General features: G+C 42.6%; 18 protein-coding genes. 7 read left to right on the plus strand and 11 right to left on the minus strand.

The annotated features are described in order from the left end of the window. Positions 1–149: 149 nt before the first annotated feature. Positions 150–362 (minus strand): hypothetical protein, encoded by a 213-nt coding sequence (locus tag ACM0OZ_RS43330; RefSeq protein ID WP_414589072.1) that lies wholly within the window; start codon positions 360–362, stop codon positions 150–152. A 435-nt stretch (positions 363–797) separates the two neighbouring features. Between ACM0OZ_RS43330 and ACM0OZ_RS43335 the strand changes: the two genes are divergently transcribed. Then, complete coding sequence (locus ACM0OZ_RS43335) at positions 798–1007, plus strand: TOBE domain-containing protein (RefSeq protein ID WP_041038565.1); 210 nt, start codon at positions 798–800, stop codon at positions 1005–1007. Between the two features lie 368 nt (positions 1008–1375). On the opposite strand, the gene ACM0OZ_RS43340 is transcribed toward ACM0OZ_RS43335, so the two are convergent. The 3 genes from ACM0OZ_RS43340 to ACM0OZ_RS43350 form a co-directional block, all read right to left on the minus strand. After that, a complete protein-coding gene (locus ACM0OZ_RS43340; RefSeq protein ID WP_414589073.1) occupies positions 1376–3346 on the minus strand; it encodes an exonuclease in 1971 nt (656 codons plus the stop codon). A gap of 184 nt (positions 3347–3530) precedes the next feature. Next, on the minus strand, positions 3531–5522 hold the full coding sequence (locus tag ACM0OZ_RS43345; protein ID WP_414589074.1) for a caspase family protein: 1992 nt from the start codon (positions 5520–5522) through the stop codon (positions 3531–3533). Between the two features lies 1 nt (position 5523). After that, positions 5524–5907 carry a hypothetical protein gene (locus ACM0OZ_RS43350; RefSeq protein WP_414589075.1) on the minus strand — a complete coding sequence of 128 codons (384 nt, stop codon included), beginning with the start codon at positions 5905–5907 and terminating at the stop codon, positions 5524–5526. A gap of 368 nt (positions 5908–6275) precedes the next feature. Between ACM0OZ_RS43350 and ACM0OZ_RS43355 the strand changes: the two genes are divergently transcribed. Continuing rightward, positions 6276–6398, plus strand: a complete 123-nt coding sequence (locus ACM0OZ_RS43355; RefSeq protein WP_414589076.1) for a hypothetical protein — start codon at positions 6276–6278, stop codon at positions 6396–6398. Here the strand turns inward: ACM0OZ_RS43355 and ACM0OZ_RS43360 are convergent. The 7 genes from ACM0OZ_RS43360 to ACM0OZ_RS43390 form a co-directional block, all read right to left on the minus strand. Continuing rightward, a complete protein-coding gene (locus ACM0OZ_RS43360; RefSeq protein ID WP_414589077.1) occupies positions 6370–11382 on the minus strand; it encodes a RecQ family ATP-dependent DNA helicase in 5013 nt (1670 codons plus the stop codon). The genes ACM0OZ_RS43355 and ACM0OZ_RS43360 overlap by 29 nt on opposite strands. 131 nt (positions 11383–11513) lie before the next feature. Continuing rightward, positions 11514–11741 (minus strand): helix-turn-helix transcriptional regulator, encoded by a 228-nt coding sequence (locus ACM0OZ_RS43365; RefSeq protein ID WP_414589078.1) that lies wholly within the window; start codon positions 11739–11741, stop codon positions 11514–11516. Positions 11742–12109: 368 nt separating this feature from the next. Then, positions 12110–12688 carry a Uma2 family endonuclease gene (locus ACM0OZ_RS43370; RefSeq protein WP_414589088.1) on the minus strand — a complete coding sequence of 193 codons (579 nt, stop codon included), beginning with the start codon at positions 12686–12688 and terminating at the stop codon, positions 12110–12112. Positions 12689–12898: 210 nt separating this feature from the next. Further along, entirely contained in the window at positions 12899–13276 is a 378-nt protein-coding gene (locus tag ACM0OZ_RS43375) for a hypothetical protein (protein ID WP_414589079.1), read from the minus strand. A 30-nt stretch (positions 13277–13306) separates the two neighbouring features. Continuing rightward, positions 13307–14314 carry an LLM class flavin-dependent oxidoreductase gene (locus ACM0OZ_RS43380; protein ID WP_414589080.1) on the minus strand — a complete coding sequence of 336 codons (1008 nt, stop codon included), beginning with the start codon at positions 14312–14314 and terminating at the stop codon, positions 13307–13309. Further along, on the minus strand, positions 14311–14685 hold the full coding sequence (locus tag ACM0OZ_RS43385) for a hypothetical protein (RefSeq protein WP_414589081.1): 375 nt from the start codon (positions 14683–14685) through the stop codon (positions 14311–14313). The genes ACM0OZ_RS43380 and ACM0OZ_RS43385 overlap by 4 nt, the downstream gene beginning before the upstream one ends. A 36-nt stretch (positions 14686–14721) precedes the next feature. Continuing rightward, on the minus strand, positions 14722–15696 hold the full coding sequence (locus ACM0OZ_RS43390; protein WP_414589082.1) for a type I restriction endonuclease: 975 nt from the start codon (positions 15694–15696) through the stop codon (positions 14722–14724). 415 nt (positions 15697–16111) lie between these two features. On the opposite strand from ACM0OZ_RS43390, the gene ACM0OZ_RS43395 reads away from it, so the two are divergent. From ACM0OZ_RS43395 to ACM0OZ_RS43415, 5 genes are all read left to right on the plus strand, one after another. Further along, a complete protein-coding gene (locus ACM0OZ_RS43395) occupies positions 16112–17302 on the plus strand; it encodes an RRXRR domain-containing protein (RefSeq protein WP_414589083.1) in 1191 nt (396 codons plus the stop codon). Positions 17303–17494: 192 nt separating this feature from the next. Next, a complete protein-coding gene (locus tag ACM0OZ_RS43400; protein WP_414589084.1) occupies positions 17495–18343 on the plus strand; it encodes a hypothetical protein in 849 nt (282 codons plus the stop codon). Between the two features lie 666 nt (positions 18344–19009). Next, on the plus strand, positions 19010–19963 hold the full coding sequence (locus ACM0OZ_RS43405) for an RRXRR domain-containing protein (RefSeq protein WP_414589086.1): 954 nt from the start codon (positions 19010–19012) through the stop codon (positions 19961–19963). Beyond that, positions 19935–20108: a hypothetical protein gene (locus ACM0OZ_RS43410; protein WP_332987229.1), complete on the plus strand. Its 174-nt coding sequence runs from the start codon at positions 19935–19937 to the stop codon at positions 20106–20108. Before ACM0OZ_RS43405 ends, ACM0OZ_RS43410 begins: the two co-directional genes overlap by 29 nt. 59 nt (positions 20109–20167) lie before the next feature. Then, the coding region (locus ACM0OZ_RS43415) for a molybdate ABC transporter substrate-binding protein (RefSeq protein WP_414589087.1) at positions 20168–21090 on the plus strand (923 nt) is incomplete at its 3' end.

Here is a 21090-nt window from a genome sequence, read left to right on the forward strand (position 1 = left end):
GGGTTTCATCCCCATGCATAAATGCAGGGGCTTTCACCCTTCAATTCTCGGTAAAGACCCATGAGCGTTCCTCATCAGCTTTTGTACTGGCGTCGCCTGTTCAATTGCCGTCACAACTATAGCTGTCTCGATCGCTTTGGCGTAAATCGCTACTTTAAACTGCCACCAGATGTAATCATGCCAAAAACTTCATCCTGTGACTGGGGAGCAGCCAGCATATACGCTAAAATCTGGTCAAGTCCTGCCTCTACAGAATAAGCTACCTGTTTCGACTCAATGACTGTCACCCAAAATTTTTGATTAAGCGTTCCAATAGTCGCAACCTCAGCATAGCTAATGCGAAAATCTACAAGTAGCGGCATTTTTAGCTCAATTAATACTGTTTACAGCGGTTTTCAGCTAATACCGTTTCTTTGTGAAGCAGCAATATATTTACCCCCGGCACTCTCCTCTCCCCGATGCCTTGGGGAGCCACAAAGAGTGCGGGGGTTCCCCCCGCCCAACAGAAGTGGCGTGGGACTACAGGGGGTATTAAGGCGGCGCATCTTCATACAGAATTGGTATAAGGTGGGCATTGCTCACCAATATCTCAAATGGATACCACATGGGCTTTTATGGGCAAGGAACACCCCAAGGTTTGTGGTCTAACCATTTGAAGGGCGCTGTAAGACTGAGCAATGGTTTTTTATACGTTAAGCAAAAGTTAAAAATAGTAAGGTTGGCGGTCAAGATGTTAATTATAAGAGCGAATAGTTGCTAGTATTATTGAGTTCAAACAATACAGGGGACATCAAAAGATGCAAGTAAGTGCTCGTAATGCGCTTAAAGCTACTGTAAAAAAAGTTGTGGAAGGAGCTGTTAACACCGAGGTAATATTAGAAATTGCTTCTGGAGTAGAGGTCACTGCGATCATCACCAAGTCATCAGCAGAAAAGCTTCAGCTGCAAGAAGGAAAGCAAGCATACGCCATTATAAAATCTTCGGATGTGATAGTTGCTGTTGATTAACAGATTCTTTTTGAGATAGTTGTCAACTATCTGCAAGCTACAGTGTCAATAACCCCACCCTACTTCGTTGAGAGTGGGGCTTTATAACAAGGTGCTGTTTTCGTGAAAGGATGTCTGAAAAGTTTGTGAATGGTATATTTTGTCATTCTGAGCGCCCCCGAAGTGGAGCGTATCTCCTGCACCAGACGCTGCTTTGTACCCCGCTTCGGGGGCGCTCTGCGCTTACGCGCGTAGCGTGCGCATGATTGCGCTCAGAACCTCGATTTCCCCTTAGGTTTTGACGAGCGATTGGCTTTGCCACTGCCCCTTGGGCAATCGCTGCGTATGCGGGTGCTCCGCACCATCGCAGCCCTTGATACATTTTTCCGTCACTTTACCTCTGTCTGTGCAGGAGTTTTAGGTTTAGTGAAGCCAAACATGGTAAACAGCCAGTGATACCATTCTTGGTTAGTTATAAAAACCTTTAAAGCTGACTCCAAATCTACATCCAAATCTTTATTTTGAACATCGATAATTAATTTATAAGTCAATTCCAAGTGAATCCTATCCTGCCTACTAAATAAAACAAATTTCCCATTAGGAGAATTTTTTAGTTGTTCTACTCTTTCTTGAGCTACCTTCCCCTTAATTTCAGTTAAGCGCTCATCCCGAAATAACCCAAAGCGGTCTTGAGGGTGCAAAGATACTAGCTCATTAAAATTACTAATTCGACTAGTAAAAGACGTGGTGTTTGGAGGAATTTGAAGAAATCCCATTACATAGTTTTTGTGGTCAGTCTCAATTACAATATGCTCTGGTAAAACTCGTTTTCCTAGCCGATATAAAGTTAATTTAATAGGCTTAAGTTGGTTAAAAGCTTCGGCAATAGTCTTGAGTTTACCTATATCATCCGAGTCAGAAATGATGGGCATATTATTGTACTGTCCCTCAAGATAAGCTTTTTGCTTAGTTAGATACTCAATGACATATTCTTCAGTTTGCTGTTCTTCGCTCTTAACTTCAGGAACAAGTTTTTTTACCAGGTCTACCATGTCAACCGAACCAGGTTTCTGTATTTCCTGCATTAAATTCAGAAATACTTCCGTCAATACCTGCTGCTGTTGCTGCAATACTCGCAACTGTTGCTCTAGTTTTTCATTGCCATCCAATTTGTGAACATTTTCCCTTATAACAGGTAAGGGAATTTGACGAACCCTGTAATTGTAGTAGTCAGCGGCTCGGTTCAAAACTGCGCGGATAGATTTTTGTTCGAGAACATCCTCTAAGTCTTCTGGTAAAAATATCTGTTCCAAAGGAACATTGAGAGTTTGAAGTTTGACTTTAAGAATTGCTTTAAGTTCTGTTTGGTCAGGTTTTTGTAGATAAATTTGGTATTGAGATACCCGACCAATGATTGAGTTATCAAAGCTGGTTTTAAACTGTTCCCAGCGTTCAGGAAACATATTAAGGATAATCAAGCTATTCGGGACGTGAGTGAAAATCTCCTTGATAGTTTCCCCAAAATTAAGCAATATCTCGTGGTTATGAGGAAGTCCTAATCCTTCAAGCTGATCGAAGATGATAATTAAAGGCTCATCGAGAATAGATAATTTACCCAAAACCGAAATAGCTTCCAGAGAAAATGCTTCCTGGCTAAGGTCTTCCCCCCAGTTCGGCAAATCAACTTTTTCTGCTTCCTCAGTAGATAAAATGTTGGCTGCTAACCAACGAGTCACAATATCTTTGCGCTTTGGATCGGTGTAGCTACAATACTTGAAAATTCCCTTGAGGATGAAGGGAGCAAAACCTCCAGCGGAGTAATAACTGACCCACCATTCATTGAATCGTTTCTCAATGTGCTGCCAGTATTCTCGCTTGCGCAGAGTTCCTTCTCCCCCAAGGGCATCTAGATTTTTATCCTTTAGCGCCTTGAGAATTTCCTGGTCTTTGTTAGTAAGACTTGGGAAACTAGCAGCAATTTTATGAAAGCTATTAACAATTAAATAGTCTAATTGGGTAAATGTTCCAACTCGCTCGACTAAAGACTCCAAAATCCGACTGTAAATATGGTACAGCACAGAAGAAGGATGGTTGGGTTGACGGATAAAAAGCAGTCGGTTACTAGATAATCGCTCCTGGGCTAATCTCATCATCAGATGAGTTTTACCAGAACCTGGTTCTCCAATCACCACCGCCCCTTTACTTTGACGATTGGAGTCTAGCTTAATGTCCTTCAAGATTGACTCAAGAGTAACAAACTCTTTGTGATAGGTATCGGGGTAATCAGGATGATTTTGAAAAGGGGTATCAACTCGACTACCACTAAAAGGATTAGGTTGCTCTTTTAATTGTTCGATCATAAATTTGCGATAAAGGTAATAGGTAAACTGAACATGACAAAATTCTTCACAACACTTGCGCTACGCTCACAATGACATTTTTGTATCTAGCCGCACCAGTGAAAGCCATCGGCTGCAAGGCAAATGTTTCTCGCTACCAGTAATATGCTGATTTGTCCTTGCTTTTAGTCAGGGACAGTTTGTTCTAAAATTGTTCTAAAAGTATCTTTTTAAGGACTGGTATCGACTCTTGCGAAAGGTTTTCTAATTGAATGGTATTCAAACCTTCGTCAAAAGCTCTTTGAAACACATCTTGATTTTCTGAAGTTTTAGCTCCCAGTATATTATAAAATCCTTGAATAAATTTAATTGCTGCTTTATCCTTAATCGACTGGTTCATACCAATCACGTAATTAATATGTTGGCTAATTGCTTCAGCCGATAATTGTGAATAACAACTGTTGAGCAAGACGCATTTAACTGTAGCGCCCTGCAAATTAAACAGTGATGCCAAACCCTCTGGTGAGACAGGTTTATTATTTCCCTCATCATCCTCTAACAGCAATCTGCCATCTTTCATCCCATGTCCGCACAAATGAACAATTTGAGGCTGTTCTTTCGCAATTACTTGACGAATCTCTTGAGGATACACAGCAGTTCTAACGCAAATTTCAAAGAAATCTTGGTTGGCGACTCGTCGTATAACTTCCTCAATTTCTTGAATCTCTTTATCTAAAAGCCAATTATGAGGAATTGTTATCAAAATTAAGATTTTTTGCTGCTGCTCTAATCCTTTTTGCTCAATTCTTGTGTTGCTAACTTCAGTTTCTTTTGACTTGCTCTGTGTCAACAACTCTTGAGCAGTATCACGCAATCTTGAGTTACCCAAATTTAATTCACGCGCAACACAAATTAGGTCTTCTACCCATCCTTGAGCATCTGCTGTTTCTATTAAATTAAAGACAAGGGTTGATAAATTACCTTCTCTGGCAATAGCATCTAGGTTTTTATCTAGTTCCGATGATAGTAATGATAATAATTGCTCAAGTGATGATTTCGTAGGAAAAGCATCAATGAAAGTGTCTTGTAATTTTTTAAGCTGCTCAGCAGATAACTTTTTAGAACTGAGATTATCCCTTGGTACAAGCAATGGCGATGGAGTAGGTGACTCAGATTCAGATCCCCTCTCTGCTGTGGAAAAAGGGTTAGGGGTATGGTTCTGAGTGCCACTATTTTGAGTAGCAGAACTGGGTGAAGGTAACGTTTGCAAAGAGGAGGGATTATTAGCAGCAATTCTTTTAATTGCATCTATTGCCTCCTCATCTGGATCAGAAGCCGCAGCTAGCACTTGAATCCATAACTGCTTTGCCAATTCAAACTGCTTGTCAGCTTCAGCTTGAGAAGCATCCTTTTTAAGCTTTTTAAGGGTTGCAATATCCGCAGGAGTAGCGTTTTGCGGTATAAGAATTAGGTGAGATTTATTTTCAGGCTTGGCAGTAATCTGAGGCATTTGCCGCGCACGCGCACCTTTATACTGACGAACAATTTCTGGAACTCGAAGACGGAGATACTGGCTCAAACGCTTAACTGTAGTATATTTACCTTGAATTTCCAAACCTTCCAGTAACGCATGGGTAAAAGCTCCTTTTCCTAGTTTATCAATTTCATAGGCGTACTCATTAGGACTACAGGAAAAAATGCTGATAACTCCTGTTTGACGTGCCACACTTGCTGTTTGTTGCCCAATTCCGTTACCAGCGCGTGTGCCAAGAGTGCGACAAGCATCTAAAATCAGGACAACATTATCAGCTCCACTGCGACGCAAGCATTCAATAACATAATCAGTCGGAATAGCTGTATTTTCTATGTCATTAGGATGGCCATCTTTTGGCATAAGATAATCACGGTCATTATGACGCATCCCATGACCACTGAAGAAAAACCAGAAGTTATCCCCCGCTTTCATGAAAGGTTTCTCAAGCAATCCCGTTAAAACGCTAAGCAATTTCTTATGGGTCGGTCGAGTCGAATTGCCTTTCACATCAGGCGAATCATCCGAAAATAACAAAACCTTCTCGAAACCTGCTTCATCGCGCAGAAAGTTTTGCATTGCCTGTGCATCCTGCTTAGCATAGTTCAGCCGTTGTAGATCATCGTATTCATTAATACCGATTGCGATCGCCCAGTTTTTTGCCATTTCACTTAGGTTCTACTCGTTTGAATTTCAGCTTTATCGCGCCTTTACCGCCGGCTTTTGCACCGTTTCCTATTAATTTCACTTCCCCTTCACCGCTGATTTCCACCGATAATTCAATTTCGTCCAACTGCATCCCAGAGTTAGCACTAGCTTGGCGCTCAGCACGGTAAAAAATTCGTCCCACAATTTGTAAAAAATGGGACATTTCTTGTTCTAATTTTTCAGCGCTAACCTTAACGGCATCTCCCACTCCTTTTTTGCCAGTAGTTTCAGTTTCATCCCACCAATCTTCTCTACCATTCCCTCCCCTAGCACCATCAGGAACGGTTATTTGAGGAGTATCATCAGTCACAATCCAAATGGCATCTGAAGACATTTTTGACATAAGTGCTTGAGGTATTTTGGTAAAATTTTGTAATGCGAATTGCTTAAGTGTCAGTAAAGCTATTTCCTTTGACGTGGTAATTTATTTCTTTAACATTTGTAATGGAGAAGCGCCGTTAGCTTTTAACCATTGCTCAATTAGCGAGCGCTATAACCTGACTCATCTTCAGCTTACGGATAGCACAGGCTGCATGGAATCGTTTCTTAAGCTTGTCTGCAATACTGATATACATAGCTGTTACAGGTAAGATGGTTGTATGAAATAGTATTTACACAAAACTTCAAATGTACAATATCCGATTCCGGATAAATACTGTATTTGATTACCTTAGCTAAACGCTATTTGGTAATGTAAGCGCGAGAAGTTACTTGAGTACATACGCACTCCATCTTTCCATCAAACCCCGCTCAATCGCGATCGCCACCTTTAATCCCAAAACTGCTGGACAATCGCTCCCTAAAGCTAGCGACACACCAGGATTTGAGGAATAACTACAAACCAATCTTCAATAACATCACCAGTGAGATCATCTACTTTCAAGTGACGGTATATGCTTCTAACAGTAACTTCACCAGGTTGAAACTGGAAGTCTCCGGGTTTAAATCCCTTTGCGGCTAAATCACTATTTGTTTTCTTTGACAATCCTCCAATAGGCTGACCTTGCGCTGTACAAATTTCCCAACCGTCGTTGTATTTATTAACTTTGAGTTGAAGTTGTGACTGTTCCTGAAGATTAGCAATAATCTGCTGACGATTTTTTGTACACCAATGCCCTAAATTAACCCCTGCAGGAGTCAAGTCTGAGTAAAACATCCATTGTGGTAATGTTGAGGATACGGCATCAGCGCTTTTGGGGATTACGCCTGTCTCGCTAACAAACAAACTTTGTCTTGTAGAACACAATACTAACTCATCCTTAGCACGGGTCATAGCTACGTAAAAAAGCCGCCGTTCTGATTCAATCTCATGAGGAGAAGTTGTAAAACCATCCGTTAGCAGGATCACATGACGGAACTCCAGCCCCTTTGCACCATGACAGCTAGTTACTAATACTGCCTTCTCATCCAGCATAACTTCTGAACTTTCATTGAATTCAAATAAAGCAGTGAGAACATCCGCTGCACTGGTTGGGACTGCTAATTCAACAGAACCATACCCACGCTCCAGGTCAATGTCGCTGGCAATTTTAAGCAGTACTTTTACTGTAGGCTCTTGTAAATTGCGTCCCCATTGATTAAAGCAGTCAACAAACCAATCTTGAACTGATTCCTCTGCTGAAAAGATTTTATTTCCCTGAGATTTTAACTCATCAATTAACTTGCAAGTTACTAAATTTCTTACAAGTTTGATATCATCTGTTTTGAGAGAGTAAGTAGGAATTCCTGCTCTTTCTAAAAGTAGCCTAACTGGACTCAGACTATCCCACTGGCGAGCAAGAACAGCAATCTCACAAGGCTGTACACCCTGATTTATCCACCATTCAATCCGCTGCTGTACCCATGCTGCACGAGACGAGGTGCTACCAAAAGTGTAAGCTTCAACAGGTAAACCCTGATGACCAGTACGATGCTCGTCAATCTTCACCTGCTCAGAGGGAGTACGCTTACACCGCTCTTTGTTATTACTAATTAAATTATTAGCAGCTTGGATAATCGATTCAGTAGAACGGTAGTTTTCAGTAAGTAGCAGGCGCTTAGCTTTGTACTCTTCCTCAAACTGTAAAATGTACTTTGCATTGGTTCCCCTAAACCCATAAACATTTTGGTCGTCATCACCAATCACACAGAGGTTAATTTGTACTGAGCGAGATTTGTCTTCTGAATCATTCAAACCAGCAATTAACTTAATCAAACGATATTCATTTTCACTGACGTCTTGATATTCATCCACAAAAATGTACTCAAGTTTTCCTAACAGTTGAATCCGCCGTGCTTGGGTATCATCGTCTGCATCTTCAAATTCCTCACCCTTGGCTATTAATTCACACGCCTCAGTCAAAAGCTTGTCAAAGTCCATTTCTTTGGTTTTGACATTCTCACCCAGGGTGCGTCCTAAAAGCGCTAATGCTAAACCGTGGAAGGTAAAAACACGCAATTTAAATGCTTGGTCACCAATGAGTTTTTGCAATCGCAACCGCAGTTCTCTAACTGCATTGCGGTTGTAAGCTAAAACAATAATTCGCTGTGGCTCAACTTGCTGCACCTTCACTAAGTAAGCAATACGATGAACAATAGTTCTCGTCTTGCCAGAACCAGGACCCGCTATAATTGCCATTGCTGGATCAGAAGCCAGGACAATCTCTTCTTGAGCAGGGTTGAGCGGTTCCATGATGCGATCGTAGTCCTCTGGGATTGTCGGGCGAATTATGACTTCCTCTGGAGGAAGTTCGTATTTCTCATTAAAACTGGGATGCTCTTCACCAAAGTAATCAGCTATAAATTGTTGACGCTCTTGGGGTGACTTAATTTCTCCATACTTAAGCATAGTATGGACACGCTTGGTTTGTTCCTCATAAAAAGATTTGACTTCAGGGTAACGACGTGTCACTGTGCGGATATCGACATTTTTGACAACACGCATTTTGAGCGAATCCTGGAATAAACCTAATCCTTCACTAAGGCGGATAATTTTTCTCTGGTGCAGCCACAAGAGTATAGCTTCCAACTCTTTACTATCCCAAGCAAGTTGAGTTTTCTGAACTACTTCCGAAGCAAGCTTTCCTAACTCATACCTTAAAGGCAACCTTGCCCCAGTCTTATTTCCTAAAGTTTGATAGAGAACGGACAGTACGCTAATTGCTAAATCTTTATGACGAGGTAAATGTTCAGCAACTTCTAAATCTTTTAGTTTTACAACATTATTAGCAACGCGACTCAATTTAACCCATTTTTGATTAGACCAACCTTCTAGAATATCCATGATGCTAGAGGCTCTAATTTTTTTGCTGTTGTCTGGGTCAAGTCGAGTAGCAAGTCCGCGTAAATTTATTGGAATTTCTTTCTTACCCTCTAACATCTCACGAAGCATGTTCAGCAATTCATCTTCCAGTTGACGCAAACGCTCGTGATTTTTAAGAGCATCTCCTTTAACACCTTTTGTAATCGTAAGTGTAATTGGTTTTTCAAAAGAACAAACTTCAGCTTTTTTTAACTCTCTAATTCGGGGAATAAGGTCATGTAAACTAATACCAGCTTCATCGCTCAAACGGTCTAGGAAGACTTCATTTTTGTCACGACCGTAAGCTTTAGCTACATGCATAGCCTGTATAAGCTTCTCAAAATTATTTGCTTCCAAATCCGGTAAATTTCGCCTACGTCGGTATTTATCAAACTGCTCTACCGACTCTTGGAAGTTGTTGTATTTTAGCTCGAACTGAATAAAGCTAGAAAAACTCTCTGCTCGTTCTACAAGACCAAACTTTTCTAAGTAATGCAGTGCTACCTTAATTTTAGTATCACGCTGCTCTGCTTCTTTCCCAAACTCCTCATCAAGGTCGCCCTCAGTAAAAATTTCCTTCGTTGTCACCCAAAACCAATCTTCTTTCGCACTGCCATAAATGCGATCGCGAATATGCCTGATTGAGATAAAAATGTTTTTTAACTCTTGTTCGCTCAGTTGATACAAACTACGTAAGTAAAATATCCTATTAGCATCTTCAGGATCAAATAACAGCGTACAAGTTGATGGTTGCCCGTCGCGTCCTGCTCGTCCAGTTTCTTGAAGGTAACTTTCCAAACTGTCACTCATGCAGTGATGGATGACAAAGCGCACGTCCTTGCGGTTGATACCCATGCCAAAAGCACAAGTGGCGGCTATCACATTCAATTCACCTGATTTGAATTCTTGCAAAACTTCAAGTTTTTCTTCTTTGGGTAGCCGACTGTGGTAGTATTTAGCATCAATACCATTTTGATTTAAAAGCTTTGCTAGTTCTTCAGCCTTTTTCCGAACAGTAGTGTAAATTAAAATGCTGCCACCGGAATTTAGAGCATCCTTAACTTTTTTAAGCAAGATTTGGTCTTTATCTCTTTTTGCTAATGGGATAACTTCATATGCTAAATTACTTCTGGTAGTAGCTCCATCTATTGTGCGACTAATATTCAACTGATTCTGAGTAAATAAGTTTTTAATATCCTCCTGCACTACAACCGTTGCCGTCGCCGTCATCAAAGCTAAAAGGGGTGTGGGTAGTTGACACTCTTGATATAACTCATGGATAAATTTAGGAACGTAGCAATAATCCGGTCTAAAGTTGTGTCCCCATTGGCTAACACAGTGTGCTTCATCAATAACCCATAGAACTGGAGGACGCTGTTTTAGTAATGCCCGGATACCCATTGACCGCAACTGTTCAGGACTAATGTAAAGCAATCCCTTACTTCCCAAACGTAATTGCTCTAACCGTTGACGGCGATCGCCTGCGCTAAGATTACCGTTAATAAAAGTGGCAAAGTCAAACCCGGCTTCTTCTAAATCCGCCACCTGATCTGCCATTAATGCTTGTGTCGGTGAGATGACAACAGTTAGCGCCCTTTGCTTTTTGTGAAACATTAAAGCTGGCAGTTGGTAACATAAAGACTTACCACCGCCAGTGGGCATAAGAACGAGTGGACATTCCCCGTTGAGAATTGATTTTACAGCTTCTTCCTGTAAGGGGTAAAAGCTAGAAATACCAAACTCTTTTAAGTAAGAGGAAATTGATTGCTCCTTGTCTCTCAATAGTGGACAAAGGTTATCAAGTACGTTTTGAAATGCGCTTAGATGTTTCAACCAATTAGAAAAACCACATGTAGATTCAGTTATATTAGATTCATAATTCCAGGCAAGCAGTGCCGCTACGCACAATCTAGTATCAAAATCGTAGATTTGCGGGTTTGACGATAACTGTTGTAAATAGGAACGATTAATTCCCTTAAGCATCGTTTGCCAAAAATTTTCTATATCAATTGGTTTGACAGCCCAACCCAAAATGTCGCAAAAAAGTTGCTGATATGCTTTATCAGCTTCAGTTGAACCACAAGTCAGCAGCCAAGTATAAACCTGGCGCACGGACTGTGGCTTTTTCAAAAGTGCTGCTAGCTGTTCGTGTAGTAACAATCGCGTTGCACGAGCGTCCTCTAAAGGATTGTTACTTGCATACTCGCTTTGCTTGTAGTCTTTACTAAGCTTGTGGGATGGCTGAAGGGGAAACACTAGGACTGATAGCTCTAACGTATCAATAATCCGCAAATATGATAATTGCGGTTGCGTTTGTTTCAGATGCGGGTAATCGAAACGTCGGAAGTTGTGACCGCAGATTGCCAAGCCGCTATTCTTAAGGCGAGAGAGTTGTTCGTAAGCCTGGATTAGATTTTGTTGAGAAAAATCGGATGCTACCTCGGGCGATACTAGTCCTATATGATATATCTTCTCTTCAGTACTTACTTCTAAATCTAAATAAATATAAGCTGAATCAACTATTGATACGTCTTGCATTCTTCTAGTCCTATTTCTGTATAACTCTTGGTTTCCTCAAGCAAACTCTTCTTGTGGGACTAACTCAAAAAAAAGTCCTCACAAAATAAACTTCAATAATTTTTATTCTTTATTAGAAAAATACTTCAAGATCAAATCTCTGCCCCGGCGCTCCCAACCATCAATATCGCCTCAATTCTGTGCATCGCCAGTGGTGATCGTTTAGCACGTCCGTTTTCCCACCGATTAATCGTGGGATAGGTCACACCCAACTGGGCGGCAAACTGCTCCTGTGTCAACCCAGCCAAAAGCCGTAGTTCACGAATGAGATTGCCAATTTCTGGTTGCTCGATTACTATACGAGGTTTTTTAATGGTCATTTAGTGTTGTATGATATAGCAAGTATTGTGTCATTTGCTATACCTTAGTTACACTCTGACTTAACTGCGCTCCGGAAAAATACAGAGAAAAATTTTTTCTTAAAACCAAGTACATTAGTAAGTTATACTACTTCTAATTACGTAGATGACTGAAAATTGAAAGTTTTTCTTTAAATAGCTAGTTTTTCGAGATATGCGATCGCCCTCAGACATCCTACATTGCAGTGCTTCGGTGGTGTGAAACTACTTACGCTCAGCCTGATTTTTCACCGGATGTGGAAAAGTCAGAGTGGTTCGCAAATGATATTCGCGAACCACGAGCAAAGAATCCCCCCTGCTGTCTTCACCGGGAGTGTCAATCCTCTTCTTTATTCCTCGGTTCCAAATACAACACTTTCATACAGCAATTCAATCGGACATTCAAATTCAATACTTGATAGAGTGATAATATCTCCACTGGTGTAGGGATAGTAAAGCCACATTCTACCCTCTCCCCGAGAGTAACGCTCAACAGAGATTTTTTCAGAGTCAATCAAGATATACTCTTGCAAAGTGGGGATTTTAAGATAATAAGTGAATTTTTCACCCCTGTCTTTGGCGCTTGTACCTGGGGAGAGGACTTCGACAATCAGCTTGGGAAATTGAATAAATTTGCGGGCATTGAGGTCTTGAGGGTCGCAACTGACGATAACATCAGGATAGTAGTAAGCGCTTTGGGAACTGACTTGCACTTTCACATCTGACACATTCACCCGACAACCTCTGGAACGCAGATGAGGGTACAAGGCTCTGTAAAGGTTTAGAGCAATGTCATTATGGGGAATTGTACCACCTGTCATAGCAAAAACTTCGCCGTTGACATATTCGTAGCGAACGTCTTGCTGAGGTTCCCATTCGAGATATTCCTCGATGGTCATTTTTTGGGGTTGTTGGGTGATGGCTACCATAATCTTTGAACGCCAAGACTTTTTCGGGCTTGGTTTGATTGTAGCGTTCTGGGTAAGGGTAGTCACAAAGGCTACGGGATTAGTAAGGGGCGAGTCTCAAACCTCCGAGTCTTTGGTGACGAATATCCTTGTGGTATCCCTAAGGTGGCACTGACCTATGAAACTGGAAGCCCCCACCATAAACGATACTCCGTTTTGGTGGTGCGTACTTCACTCTTCATCATCTGGGATTTCGTCATCTAACACTTCATTGACTTCGATTTCCCACGGTGTCCCCAACTCAGTTGGTGGACAGAGGCGGATTTTGGCACTGTTTGAAAACAGCTTCAATCTCTTGAGAATATGGGAAACAGCGTTAGTGATATGCCAATAACTTTCAATGTCATAGCAAACAATCACTAGCGTCAAAATGCCAGAACTCGTTTGGAAATACCAGTGACAATTCGACAGCAAAACCCGCATAATCGGACCGCAGGTTTGGTAAAAGCGTATGCCAGCAACTGTTTCTAGTTGTCTGTGCAGTATTTCATCAACTAGAGTTGTTCTAGCTGGAGGCAAATCATCTGGAGGAAGGAAAGGTTGATTCATAGTAACACCCCTTTCTAATCACTGCGTTGTTTACACATAAGTTCGTACCTCTTCGTTATAGCGCGTCAAACTCTCTAGGTTTTTTTGCAGATTCAACGAAGCGGGTTTCAGTGCTAAGGTGCCTAAATTGAGTTCGTCCTGAAATCGTTTGATTTTGTCTTGGCAAGTGGCTACATCACCAATTATCGAATTTTCTAACAATTGGTCTTCATCAAAAATACTTTTTTGACTACTAGAAGCTTGGAGGTGTTGACTGCTATTGCCACACTTTTGTGCTTTAGCACTCAACATCTTCATTCTTTGACTAAAACTGCGAATCAAAGGTAAAGCCTCAGCGATCGCCTCATCTTTGGTACCAGCAACAAAAAAGAATCGTGCCAACATGAACTTATCAGAACCACTGGAATTGATAGCCCGGTATTTGGCAACATTGCTTTTGAGTGTATCTAGGGAAAACGGTGGTCCTCCCATCAAGCCGAAAGAATTAAGGGCAGCAAATCCAATCGCCTCATCATCACTGGTAGCAAGGTACACTGGTATTTTTTTCTGTGACGGTTTTGGGTAAATCGTGACATCATTGCACTGATAGTATTGCCCTTGAAACGATACATCCTTGTGATACAACAGTTTATGAATCAACGTCATTGCCTCTAGTGTCTTGGCACGCGATTCACTCATTGGTGTGGCAAAGTGCTTGTTTTGTTCGGGAAATGGTCCACCCTTGGCAATTCCTACAGCAAGTCGCCCATCGCACAGGTTATCCAATGTGGCAATATCTTCTGCAACAGTAATTGGGTTATGAAACGCCAACAGCACTGCTGCCGAACCTAATGTGATTGTTGAAGTTACGCCCGCCAAATGTGCCATTAACATCAAAGTAGACGAGCTAACACTCAAATCATTGAAATGGTGTTCTGTTACCCAGGCTTCTTCAAAGCCTAAGCTTTCTCCGTGTTTTACTACCGCCACTTGCTCAGAGATGGCACGACGAGCATCATGGTCATGATTTTCGTAATTGCAGAAAAGCCCAGTTTTCATACGACCTGTCCTTTTTCCTGTGTGACAATCCAGTACAGTTCTAACCACAAGCGAGGATTATCCTGCTTGATCTTGGACATGGGATCGTGCAGCAGGCATGTGGCATTCAGACAGACAACCTCAACAACTCCTACATATTTTGCGACTTCTCTAAATACAGAGATTTGCGCTTTGACAGCAGCAATTATCTCATTAGGGCAATAAATCGCGATGTATGGGAGGAAGTGGACACTCTGTTGTCCCCAGAATGACTGGATGAGTTTGACATGACAGCGCTTTAGCAATTGCCCAACTTGTGGGAAAGAGTGATTGATGATGGTAGTGAACTCTTCGATGAGTTCTTTCTCATACCAATTCGAGTTCGTAGGCATAATTGTCATGTTGAATACTGGGAAATACTTGCTTGCTTAAGAATGACAGCTTGTTTTTGGGTATGGCGTTGTACAAAAAGGGCGACAAAGCAACTGTTTGCTGATACTGACTCCGTTGTTCTCAAATACCATGAAGTGGTTTATCAACTCTAGAAAACGCCGCTTGTCAAAAATCCCTTGAATCAGCACTTCTAGTTCTGTTTCTCCTTCATGCGGAAAGTCTTCGTTATCAATCGTGCGCCAAGGCAGAAACTCTTCCCACTCAGAAGTTAAAGTGCCAACTCGTGCCTGATTTCGGTTGGCAATAATCAGAAATGCATTGTAGGAAAACAGGGTTGGGATTTGTTGTTTGTAGAACTCAAGTTGCTGATACGCTTTTTTGAGGGTAGCGTTTTTGTCCTGAGGATCAGTACAGATAATCACTGCTAATGGTAACCCGTTGATGAAGACAACCACATCAAGACAGTGAGTGGAACTTCCCTCAATCAGGGTTAAAGGATGAATAACTAACCAGTCATTGTTGAGCAAATTAGACGCATCAATGAGCCAAACTTTTTCATGAACTGTTTGGTGATTTTCTTGGTACGCAACATCAACTCCTTGTGTCAGGTGTTGGTGAAAAAGACGGTTATTTTCAAATAGGTTAGAACTTTGGCTGAAAATCACCCCAGAGATAGCTGTTTCAATGGCAACAGTTGGCACTTTGGGGTTAATCTGCTTCAAGGCATTGTATAGGCGATTGCACAGGTGCCAGTGCCCTCGTGCCCAATCGCCCTTTAGGGCGCTGCGTTCTGCGCCATCGCCCAAAACCACCTCGGCATCAAGACAACCTTGTGCCTTGTGTCTACCTATGTTAATATCTGATTCCAAAAGGACAGTGTAACCGATGACCTCAAAGGCGGTGAGCAAATCTAACGCTACAGGTGAACGTTTGATGTCAAAGTGTCGGCGAAGGCTTTTAGGAAGACGGCTCGCTTTGACAGTTGCTATTCTTGACAATCCTAAATTCATCAGAGCAAGAGACGTAGTTTTTAGTGACTGCAGAGCTTGCGCCTAACCTACCAAATCAATTGAAGATTTACAGGCATTGCTTGGCATACCCCAAACAGGACATACCATTCCCCCAAAACCATCAAAGCTTAAATCGGTTGCCAAAACTGTATCAATCGCTGCTTTCTACCAATATTGTTGGTAACACAGCCTAACATATTGCAAGTCAATAACCCCGCCGCATAGGCGGACGGGGCTTGTAAGAAATAAGCCTTACGTGTTTGACTAGCCCATCGAGCCTAACTTTGATACACACACCCGCATACTTCCCCAGTGCGGATTTACTGTAAGCCTTCTTATTAAGGCGTTGGGCAAGCCAAGACATTCTAAGTTAGGTGGGCGAGGGGACATCAACTCTGTAACAGGAGAACAACTAATGCGAATTCCGGTAGTTTCAAAAAACGGTAAGCCACTCATGCCGACTACTCCTAGTCGTGCAAGGAGATGGCTTAAAGAAGGAAAAGCAATTCCCGGATGGTCAAGACTAGGCGTGTTTTATGTGCAATTAACCGTTGAACCCAGCAATACAAAAACTCAGCCCATTGTTATCGGGTTAGATCCGGGCAAACTTTACTCTGGTATTGGCGTTCAATCTTCTAAGTTCACGCTACTGATGCTACATCTCGTTTTGCCATTCAAAACAGTCAAAGACCGAATGGAGCAAAGAGCAATGATGCGACGTGGGCGTAGGGGACGACGAATTAACCGTAAATTATCCTACAGTCAACGCGCTCATCGTCAGGTAAGGTTCGATAACCGCAAACAAAAAAAAGTTCCTCCTAGCATTTGTGCTAACAAAACGTTTGAGCTACGGGCACTAAGGGAAATAGTCAAGCTTTACCCAGTTCAAGACATTATTGTTGAGCGTGTTATGGCACGAGGTGATAAGGGATTTAGCCCTGTTATGGTTGGTCAGTTATGGTTGGTCGGACAAATAGAAGAGCAATTTGGCATCAAGCCATCAACTATACAAGGCTGGGAAACTTCTAATTTGCGTAAACAATTAGGACTGCCCAAAGACAAGCAAGATAAATCGCGCCAAGTGCCAGAAACTCATGCGGTAGATGGCATCACAATTGCTGCAAGTCACTGGGTAAAGTACGGAATAACTTCAGCTAATAGCATGGGCTCGAAAGGACAAATTAGCATCACTCCGTCCCAATTTGTTATTGTCAAACGTCCTCCAGTTTCACGTCGCCAACTTCACTTAATGGTTCCAGCAAAGGGCGGTGTCCGACGTAGATATGGTGGCACGGTCACCCGACATGGATTTCGTAAAGGTGACTACGTTGAAGCAACACAAGGTGCAAAAACTTATCGCGGTTGGGTGAGTGGTGACACCGACAAACAAGTTTCTGTAAGTGATGCGTCCTGGAAACGCTTAGGGCAATTCACTGTAAAGAAAGTCCGATTGATACAGCGAAGCACCGGATTAATCGTGCTGTCAACAAAGGACTTTGTCAAACCTTCTCCCGCCCTTGAGAGTCGGTTTGACACAGCATACCCTCCCCAGGTTGCTTCGCGCTCACCAGGGGTATCTCGCGGAAAATACGATGAAGTGTTGTGAAATGATCTTAAAAATTGATTTTTTTAACTTTTGAATTTTTCCGAAATCCTTACAGGATCACATTTATACCAACTTAATTGGTAATGTACAACTAACTACAAAGACAGTGATTCTTCTTATGCTACACAGTAGTCTTTAAGCGCTTGCAATTCCAAAACGAAACACTGGCTGCATTCAGAGGATGAAATTAGTATGCCACAAAGATGGACCACACAAGAACAAGCTGCTGTTTGGCAGTTGGTCAAGGCAATTCAAACTCATAACAAGGCTGTCTTATACCAATTAATGGCTGAATGGCTAGAGGTTTTACGCTCCAATGAGTCAGTCGGATATGTGGCTTGTGAAACCTCACACCAGTTGTATAAAGAGTCTGTCTTGTGGTTCATTCGGACAAATACCCCTGATATTGATGCACAACAAGTTGTTAAGGAATTAGAACAGCAAAGCTTGATTTGGGCAGTACAAATCCTGATGCAAAATAATTGCAAACTCGGCGCTGATTTTAGCTGTGATGGCGACAAAATGTATCTTTCCCGGCTAGCACGGCAAGTCTTGGCAAAATATCAACTAGAAAATCCGCACTTGTACTGTAGAGCTCCACAGAGCTTGAAAAATCCCTATCGATTGTTACACAAGCAGTTGCGAGTACCGTTCTTCTCTAACCTGCTTGCAATTTCACGTCGCAGAGTTCAATCTGGTGAAATGACAAATCATCAGATTGCAGCTTATTTTATTTACCTTCTTAAAGGTCTGATTAAACGCAACCCTTGGCTAGAAAGAAGTTTTCCTCTTCTACTGTTGTCTGCTGCAGTTGACGGTTTTTCTGCAGACAGAATTCAATTGATTGCTCATATCGCCAACTTTGATCAACCTATATGTCGAATCGATGAGTGTATAGATGATATTACTCTCGCCCTAGAAGCCAGAATTGTAGATATCTGTGGAATCAGCTTCTATTACACAGAAGACTTGAAAAAACTTGGCTTAGTGTGGTTCCAACCAGACGAAATAGCAGATTTGCTAGATTCTATGGAGCAATAGCGAGGCGATGGGCGTTCTTTGAGTGCGTGTCCGCTTTCCCAAGAGCCCCGCCGGTGGGGGCGATGGCGCAAGTGAAGTGCTATCCGTTGGGGCGATGGGCAAAGCCCCGCCGGTGGGGGCGATGGCACAAGTGCTTATCCCTTGGGGCGATCGCGGCGAGGAGTAAGCTTGCAGGCTGGTACCTACTCATCAATACCAAATAAACAATTCTACTGCTCAAATTAGTCTTATTCTCTGCAAAGCTTAAACATAGTTGACTTGATTTTTACCAACATAGCTGGTATGTTATGACAACATACAAAAACCTAGATGTACATCAGGGCTTTCCCGGAGAAATTGATGGAGACAACAAAAGCTTAAACAAGCGTAGAGAGGCACGGAAGTGATAGCAATTTTCCTACTGTATACCGATACTTAACGCTCAAAAAGGTTCATCTAAAACAATTTCAACAACCTCGCCCTGAAAGGGACGAGGATTGTCCGAACCAATTGGGACAACGTAAGCGTTGAATAGCCCATTGAGACTCAACTTGGTACAGACTTCCGAATACTTCCCTAGTTCGGATTCACTCTAAGCCTGATTGGTTCAGGCGTTGGGTTAAGCCAAGACATTCTAGTTGAGTTGGGCGAAGGGACTCTCAACAAGTCATTGGGTTATACCACTGAATGCGAATTCCAGTTGTCGATTCCAACCGTCAGCCACTCATGCCCACTACACCAGCACGGGCAAGGAAGTGGATTCAATCGGGTAAAGCTGTTAAACGCTGGTCGGATTGCGGTCAATTTTACGTGCAACTGACTATTGTGCCATCAGGCTACGCCACCCAGGATATTGTTATTGGGATTGACCCTGGTAAAAAATATTCAGGGATTGGCGTTGTATCCGCCAAGTTCACGCTCTATACGGCTCACCTGGTTTTGCCATTTCAAACAGTGCGCGACCGGATGGACAATCGCCGATTAATGCGGCGAGGGCGTAGAGGAAGACGAATCAATCGCAAGATTGAGTTTTCCAAACGCGCTCACCGTCAGAAACGGTTTGCAAATCGTCGGCAAGGCAAGCTTGCGCCTTCGATTCGTGCTAACCGTCAGCTAGAACTCAGAATTGTATCCGAACTGTGCAAAATCTACCCAGTCATAGAAATCAGGTACGAATACGTTCGAGCAGATGTAGATAAAAGCAGCGGGCGCAAAAAAGCAAGAAGTGGTAAAGGTTTCTCGCCTGTGATGGTTGGTCAAGTTTGGATGCTGAAGCAGTTAGGGCAGTTTGCGCCCGTAGTTAAAATCGAGGGTTATCAAACTTCTCTTACTCGCAGCCATCTTGGATTGACCAAAAATAAGGTAGATAAGTCAAAGGCAGAGTTTAACACTCACGCAGTAGACAGCGTTGCTATTGCGGCAACGAGCTTTGTTGAGTATCGCAAATACCACACAGCCAATATGGACGGGGCAAATTGGTTTGGCTCGGTTACTATCACCCCCGCTTCGTTCTTCGTTATTCGTCGTCCTCCCTACAGCCGCCGTCAACTACATTTGATGGTTCCAGCTAGGGGTGGAGTCCGGCGCAAATATGGAGGCTCTACAACACGTCATGGCTTGCGAAAAGGTGACGCGCGTTAATTCCCCGAAAGGAATCGGCTTCGTCAGTGGTGATACCGAAAAACAAATATCTGTTAGCGATGCTAACTGGAAACGGTTAGGGCAGATAGCGTCTAGCAAAGTAACTTTAATTCGGCGTTCTACTGGTTTAATTGTTGCTTGTTAGTTTATAAAAAGCCGTCCTACGCTTCGCTGAAGGACGGGGTTTCAGACCCAATTTTTCTGATGAGAAAATATTTGCTTGCCGTCTCGCTGATTACCTGTATTTCCGGTGTCACGCTGACATCTAGGGTTTTCGCTGTCGATCAGACTCAGTCTGAACCGCCAAAGGTAACCTTGTATGGTGCTGGCAGTTTGAGGGGTAGTTTGTCTGAAGTCGCTGACGCTTTCACCCAGGAATACGGCATTACCGTGAACAGGGAATTTGGTCCTTCTGGGTCATTGCGAGAACGCTTAGAAAATGGCGAGAAGACTGATGTCTTTGCGAGTGCAGATATAGGAAATCCTCTCAAATTGTATCAGCAAGGTTTGAGTGGATCTGTGGTCAACTTTACCAGCAATCGCATGACTGCCATTGTAAGACCGGGTTTGTCTGTCACGTCGGACAATCTTTTAGATGTGTTGCTAGATCCACAAATCAAATTGGGTACTTCAACACCCATCTCAGATCCTTCCGGGGACTACGCACAGGAGATATTTCGCAAAGCCAATGAGCTAAGACCAGGTAGCTTCCAAACATTGGATGCAAAAGCCTTGCGGTTGGTAGGTGGACCCTCTTCTCCACCAGTTCCAGGCGGAAAAAATAGCTTAGTGTACTTTCTTAAAGAGACTCAGCAGGCAGATATCTTTTTGGCTTATTACACGAGTGGACAATCAGCTCTCCAAGAGTCACCCGACCTGCAATTAATAGAATTGCCTCAAAACCTAGCAGTCAAAGCTGATTATGGACTGACCGTACTCAAAGATGCCAGTTCCAACGGTACAAAGCTTGCTGAGTATATCCTTTCACCATCTGGACAAAAAGTTCTTGCCAAATATGGGTTTAGTGCCCCATCTGCCACTCCCTCGACTTCCGTTCCGGAATCACAGAATTTGGGCGGGATGGTCCTTGCTGGTGCGATTCGTTGCTTAGAAACTAGACGCCGTAA

Source organism: Scytonema sp. PCC 10023 (genome assembly GCF_963920835.1).
Lineage (GTDB): Bacteria > Cyanobacteriota > Cyanobacteriia > Cyanobacteriales > Nostocaceae > Kalymmatonema.